This is a genomic window from Thermotoga sp. Mc24 (genome assembly GCF_000784835.1).
GTDB lineage: Bacteria > Thermotogota > Thermotogae > Thermotogales > Thermotogaceae > Thermotoga.
Map to the genome: position 1 here is coordinate 46,530 of NZ_JSFH01000005.1, position 6,945 is coordinate 53,474.

Annotated in this window: 6 protein-coding genes; all 6 read left to right on the plus strand. The window is 46.4% G+C overall.

Features of this window, described 5'->3' with window-relative positions:
• Position 1 precedes the first annotated feature (1 nt).
• Complete coding sequence (locus tag MC24_RS02055; RefSeq protein WP_038052102.1) at positions 2–994, plus strand: ABC transporter ATP-binding protein; 993 nt, start codon at positions 2–4, stop codon at positions 992–994.
• Positions 991–1,797: an ABC transporter ATP-binding protein gene (locus MC24_RS02060; RefSeq protein ID WP_038052104.1), complete on the plus strand. Its 807-nt coding sequence runs from the start codon at positions 991–993 to the stop codon at positions 1,795–1,797. The genes MC24_RS02055 and MC24_RS02060 overlap by 4 nt, the downstream gene beginning before the upstream one ends.
• Positions 1,797–2,000 (plus strand): TM0026 family membrane protein, encoded by a 204-nt coding sequence (locus MC24_RS02065; protein ID WP_038052106.1) that lies wholly within the window; start codon positions 1,797–1,799, stop codon positions 1,998–2,000. The genes MC24_RS02060 and MC24_RS02065 overlap by 1 nt, the downstream gene beginning before the upstream one ends.
• Positions 1,984–4,149: a beta-glucosidase gene (locus MC24_RS02070; RefSeq protein WP_038052109.1), complete on the plus strand. Its 2,166-nt coding sequence runs from the start codon at positions 1,984–1,986 to the stop codon at positions 4,147–4,149. Before MC24_RS02065 ends, MC24_RS02070 begins: the two co-directional genes overlap by 17 nt.
• 12 nt (positions 4,150–4,161) lie before the next feature.
• A complete protein-coding gene (locus tag MC24_RS02075) occupies positions 4,162–6,090 on the plus strand; it encodes a carbohydrate binding domain-containing protein (RefSeq protein WP_038052111.1) in 1,929 nt (642 codons plus the stop codon).
• A gap of 60 nt (positions 6,091–6,150) precedes the next feature.
• On the plus strand, positions 6,151–6,945 hold a 795-nt coding region (locus tag MC24_RS02080; RefSeq protein WP_038052114.1), incomplete at its 3' end, for a PDC sensor domain-containing protein.

The window sequence follows — 6,945 nt, forward strand, 5'->3', positions numbered from 1 at the left end:
AATGAAAGAAATACTCTTGAAGGCAGAAAATGTGAAGGCCTACTATAAACTGGAGAAAGCTTCTGTTAAAGCGGTGGATGGTCTGTCTTTTGAGATACTGGAAGACGAAGTCATAGGTGTTGTTGGTGAATCCGGTTGTGGAAAGACAACTCTCTCGAATGTGATCTTCATGAACATGGTAAAACCTCTGACACTCGTTGATGGAAAGATTTTTCTGAAAGTCAACGGGAAGTTTGTCGAACTATCGTCCATGACAAGAGACGAAGTAAAAAGGAGATTCTGGGGAAAAGAGATCACGATAATCCCCCAGTCCGCCATGAATGCATTGATGCCTACCATTAGAATGGAAAAGTACGTGAGACATCTTGCTGAATCTCACGGTATAGACGAGCAAGAGCTTCTTGAAAAGGCAAAAAGAAGGTTCGAGGAAGTGGGATTGAAACCCATGTGGCTCAAGAGGTATCCATTTGAACTCAGCGGCGGAATGCGGCAAAGAGCCGTGATAGCGATCGCAACTGTACTGAACCCAAGCCTTCTTATAGCGGATGAACCAACTTCTGCTTTGGACGTTGTCAATCAGAAAGTTCTTCTAAAGGTTTTGATGCAGATGAAAAGGCAAGGAATTGTGAAGAGTATTATATTCATTACTCATGACATAGCGACTGTAAGACAAATCGCAGATAGGATGATTATCATGTACGCTGGAAAGATAGTTGAGTTTGCACCTGTGGAGAGCCTCCTGGAGAAGCCTCTTCATCCTTACACCCAGGGGCTTTTCAATTCGGTTCTCACACCAGAGCCAGAGGTGAAGAAAAGAGGAATTACCACCATTCCTGGAGCACCTCCGAACCTTATAAACCCACCTTCTGGATGCAGGTTTCATCCAAGATGTCCGCATGTGATGGATATATGTAAAGAAAAAGAACCGCCACTGATAGAAATAGAACCTTCACGGAGAGTGGCATGCTGGTTGTACACGGAGGAGAGAGCATGAGCAGACTTGTCGTGAAGAACCTCACAAAAATCTTCTCACTTGGATTCTTCTCTAAGCGCCGTATAGAAGCGGTGAAGGACGTCTCTTTCGAGGTGAAAGAAAAAGAAATAGTATCCCTCGTAGGAGAAAGTGGATCTGGAAAGACAACGACCGCAAAGATGATTTTGAGACTCCTTCCTCCCACATCTGGAGAGATACTGTTCGAGGGAAAAGACATCTGGAGGGATCTCAAGGATAAAGAATCGCTCGTTGAATTCAGAAGAAAGGTCCACGCAGTGTTTCAGGATCCGTTCTCAAGTTACAATCCCTTCTATCCAGTCGAGAGAACTCTCTGGCAGGCCATAAGTCTTCTCGAGAACAAGCCTTCAAACAAGAAAGAAGCGCTCGAACTCATAAAGGAGTCGCTTTTCAGAGTGGGGATAGATCCGAAGGATGTGCTTGGGAAGTATCCGCACCAGATTTCCGGTGGTCAGAAACAAAGAATCATGATCGCAAGATGCTGGATCTTGAGGCCTCTTCTGATCGTAGCAGACGAACCCACATCCATGATAGACGCGTCTTCCAGAGGAGGTATCATAAAGCTTTTGGAAGAACTCAGGGAAGAGCAGGGAACATCCATCATCTTCATCACACACGATCTGGGGCTTGCCTATTACGTTTCCGATAACATCTTCGTCATGAAGAACGGTGAAATCGTGGAAAGGGGACATCCAGACAAGGTGGTTCTTGAACCTACCCACGAGTACACAAAACTTCTTGTTGGTAGCATCCCGAAGCTTTACAGGAAGCTGGAGGACCTGTGATGTTTACAAAAGCGGTTCTTTCCATTTTCTCTTGGGCCCTGGTTCTTGAGTTGATAGTTCTGTTTTATTACCTGTGGCGCGGATTGAGGCCAGTGGAGTTCTACCTCAATTTAGGACTTCTTGGACTTACAGTACCTTCCCTTGTGTTTCTTGTCATCAAAGAAAGGAAAAAGAGGAGGGATGAAGATGGAAAAGGTGAATGAAATCCTGTCCCAACTTACCCTAGAGGAAAAAGTGAAACTTGTAGTGGGGATAGGACTTCCCGGATTGTTCGGAAATCCCCATTCTCGCGTAGTGGGTGCGGCTGGAGAAACACACCCTGTTCCAAGAGTTGGAATTCCCGCGTTTGTCCTAGCGGATGGTCCAGCGGGGCTTAGAATAAATCCAACAAGGGAAAACGATGAGAACACCTATTACACAACAGCCTTTCCTGTTGAGATCATGCTTGCTTCCACCTGGAACAAAGATCTCCTCGAAAAAGTAGGGAAAGCAATGGGAGAAGAAGCGAGAGAATATGGTGTGGATGTGCTTCTTGCTCCCGCGATGAATATACACAGAAATCCACTCTGCGGAAGGAATTTCGAGTATTACTCAGAAGATCCTGTCCTTTCCGGTGAAATGGCTTCAGCCTTCGTGAAAGGAGTTCAGTCGCAGGGAATTGGGGCATGTATAAAACACTTTGTGGCGAACAATCAGGAGACAAACAGAATGGTCGTGGACACAATCGTGTCCGAGCGTGCCCTCAGAGAGATATACCTGAAAGGTTTTGAAATCGCTGTTAAGAAAGCGAAACCTTGGAGTGTGATGAGTGCTTACAACAAACTGAATGGAAAATATTGCTCACAGAACGAGTGGATTTTGAAGAAGATTCTCAGGGAAGAATGGGAATTCGGTGGTTTTGTAATGAGCGATTGGTACGCTGGGGACAGTCCAGTAGAACAACTCAAAGCGGGCAATGACCTCATTATGCCGGGAAAGACCTACCAAGTTAACACAGAACGAAGAGACGAGATAGAAGAGATCATGGAAGCTCTAAAGGAAGGAAGATTGAGTGAAGAAGTTATCGATGAGTGTGTGAGAAACATCCTGAAGGTCCTTATGAACGCGCCTTCTTTCAAAGGTTACAAGTATTCCAACAAACCAGATCTTGACGCACACGCAAAAGTTGCCTATGAAGCAGGTTCGGAGGGTGTTGTTCTCTTGAAAAATGAAGAATCTCTTCCTATCCCTGAAAATTCGAAGATAGCACTTTTTGGAACAGGACAGATAGAAACAATAAAGGGAGGAACAGGAAGCGGAGACACCCATCCAAGATACACGGTCTCCATCCTTGAAGGCATAAAAGAAAGAAACATGAAGTTCGATGAAGAACTCGCTTCCACTTATGAGGAGTACATCAAAAAGATGAGAGAAACAGATGAATATAAACCCAGAACCGACTCCTGGGGAACTATCATAAAACCGAAACTTCCAGAGAACTTCCTCTCAGGAAAAGAGATAAAGAAAGCTGCAAAGAAAAACGATGTTGCAGTTGTTGTGATCAGCAGGATCTCCGGTGAAGGATACGACAGAAAGCCGGTGAAAGGTGACTTCTACCTCTCTGATGACGAACTGGAGCTCATAAAAACCGTCTCGAGAGAATTCCATGAACAGAGTAAGAAGGTTATAGTTCTTCTCAACATCGGAGGTCCAATCGAAGTTGCAAGTTGGAGAGACCTTGTAGATGGAATTCTTCTTGTCTGGCAGGCGGGACAGGAGATGGGAAGAATAGTAGCCGATGTTCTTGTGGGAAAGGTCAATCCCTCTGGAAAACTTCCAACGACCTTCCCGAAAGATTACTTGGACGTTCCATCCTGGACGTTCCCAGGAGAACCAAAGGACAATCCGCAAAAGGTGGTGTACGAGGAAGACATCTACGTGGGATACAGGTACTACGACACCTTCGGTGTAGAACCTGCCTATGAGTTCGGCTACGGCCTCTCTTACACAAAGTTTGAATACAAAGATTTAAAAGTCAATCTCGATGGGGAGACGCTCAGAGTATCGTACACGATCACAAACATCGGTGACAAAGCCGGAAAAGAAGTCTCACAGGTTTATATCAAAGCTCCAAAAGGGAAAATAGACAAGCCCTTCCAGGAGCTGAAAGCGTTCCACAAAACAAAACTTTTGAACCCGGGCGAATCCGAAAAGATCTTTCTGGAAATTCCTCTTAGAGATCTTGCGAGTTTCGATGGGAAAGAATGGGTTGTCGAGTCAGGAGAATACGAGGTCAGGGTCGGTGCATCTTCGAGGGATATAAGGTTGAGAGATATTTTTCTGGTTGAGGGAGAGAAGAGATTCAAACCATGAAAAGGGGGTAATATGATGAGCAGGCTGGTTTTCGCTCTGCTTCTCTTTCCTGTTTTCATTCTGGCTCAAAACATCCTTGGCAACGCTTCTTTCGATGAACCAATTCTCATCGCAGGTGTGGATATAGACCCACCCGCAGAGGATGGCTCTATAGACACAGGAGGAAACTGGGTATTCTTCACCAATTCAAACGGTGAGGGAACGGCTCGAGTTGAAAACGGCGTTCTCGTGGTTGAGATAACAAACGGAGGAGATCACACCTGGTCGGTTCAGATCATACAGGCTCCCATACGTGTTGAGAAACTCCACAAGTACAGAGTTTCTTTCCGAGCCAAAGCCTCCTCTCAGAGAAACATCGGGGTGAAGATAGGAGGAACGGCCGGAAGAGGATGGACCGCGTACAACCCCGGTACCGACGAATCCGGCGGCATGGTCTTCGAGCTCGGAACAGATTGGCAGAAGTACGAGTTCGAATTCGTCATGAGACAGGAGACCGATGAAAATGCTCGTTTCGAGTTTCAGCTTGGAAAGTATACCGGCACGGTCTGGATAGACGACGTAGTGATGGAGGACATCGGTGTTCTCGAGGTAAGCGGTGAGGAAAACGAAATCTACACCGAGGAGGATGAAGACAAAGTGGAAGACTGGCAGCTCGTTTGGAGTCAGGAGTTCGATGACGGTGTTATCGATCCGAACATCTGGAACTTCGAGATAGGAAACGGTCATGCAAAAGGTATTCCAGGCTGGGGTAACGGGGAACTCGAGTACTATACAGACGAAAACGCGTTCGTTGAAAACGGCTGTCTTGTGATTGAGGCAAGAAAAGAACAGGTTTCCGATGAGTATGGAACTTACGATTACACCTCAGCCAGGATGACCACAGAAGGTAAATTCGAAATAAAATACGGGAAAATCGAAATAAGGGCAAAACTTCCAAAGGGAAAAGGTATCTGGCCCGCTCTCTGGATGCTCGGAAACAACATAGGAGAGGTCGGATGGCCCACCTGTGGTGAGATCGACATCATGGAGATGCTTGGCCACGACACCAGAACCGTTTATGGAACAGCACACGGTCCGGGATATTCTGGTGGTGCGGGTATAGGTGTTGCCTATCATCTTCCAGAAGGAGTACCGGACTTTTCCGAAGACTTCCACATTTTCTCCATCGAATGGGACGAAGACGAAGTGGAGTGGTACGTGGACGGACAGCTCTACCACGTCCTCAGCAAGGATGAACTGGCCGAACTCGGTCTTGAGTGGGTTTTCGACCATCCGTTCTTCCTCATTCTGAACGTTGCCGTGGGAGGCTACTGGCCAGGTTATCCCGACGAAACCACCCAATTCCCGCAGAGAATGTACATCGACTACATCAGAGTCTATAAAGATATGAATCCGGAAACAATCACCGGGGAAGTGGATGACTGCGAATATGAACAAGCACAGCAGCAGGCAGGTCCCGAGGTGACCTATGAACAGATAAATAACGGCACTTTCGACGAACCTATTGTGAACGATCAGGCCAACAACCCGGACGAATGGTTCATTTGGCAGGCGGGAGATTACGGGATCAGCGGTGCCAGGGTCTCCGATTACGGTGTCAGGGATGGCTACGCTTATATCACGATAGCCGATCCTGGAACTGACACGTGGCATATTCAGTTCAACCAGTGGATAGGTCTTTACAGAGGAAAAACCTACACCATTTCTTTCAAAGCAAAAGCGGATACACCAAGACCTATAAATGTGAAAATTCTGCAGAATCACGATCCCTGGACCAACTATTTTGCTCAAACGGTGAATCTCACAGCGGACTGGCAGACGTTCACGTTCACCTACACGCATCCAGACGATGCGGATGAGGTCGTTCAGATCAGTTTCGAACTCGGAGAAGGAACGGCAACTACGATTTATTTCGATGATGTCACGGTGAGCCCTCAATGAGACACATCCCCGGTGCTTTGCGCCGGGGGTATTTCAGAAACATAAAAGGAGAGATGCGAGATGAACATAAGATTCAGAATCATATTCATAATGGTTGTGGTTCTTGTTTCTTTTGTTCTCAGTGCTTATCTGGTTCAGAGAAGTACCTCGTCTCTTCTCATCAGCAACGCAAAAGATTACATGGAGAAGTCGGTGTCTTCTCTTTCAAAATACATCTCCCAGAAGCTGAACGAGGTTCAAAGAAATCTGAAAACCCTCCTTGGTAGCTCTCTCATAGGAGGGTACACGATTGCTTCGAACCTTCAGTCTGTTCTTCAGGGGGCTACGGATACAGTCTCCGTTGGTATTGTTGTCGATGAGATGAGCGAATCCGCTTATTTGGTTTTACCAGAAAAAATAGAAGAGAAGAACTATTCAGAGTACGAAAAGTACCTCAGCCTTATGAAGGAAAAAAACAAAACTTCGCTTGTCCTTGCCGAATCCATCGATGGAAAGCCTGTTTTGCTTTTCGTGGAGGGAGTTACAACGTTCGGTTCAGAACCATCTGGACTGATAGCATTAGGTATATCCCTCTCTGAGAACACCGATCTCTGGAAAGCGGTTGTAGAAGAAGGGAAAGCGAGCAAGAGCGGCTACGGGCTTCTTGTCACAAGCGACGGAAAGGTACTGATCCACAAAGACATGGGGAACTTCATGAAAGAGGTGAAAGAGCTTGGAGGCTTTGAGAAAGCGTTTGAAGAGGCAAAGAAAGGTGGAGAGAAATACGTAGAGTACGAATACAACGGAGAGAAGAAATACACCGTGTGGGAGAAAGTGCCCGGATACGACTTCTACATCTTCTCGACGGGGGACCTG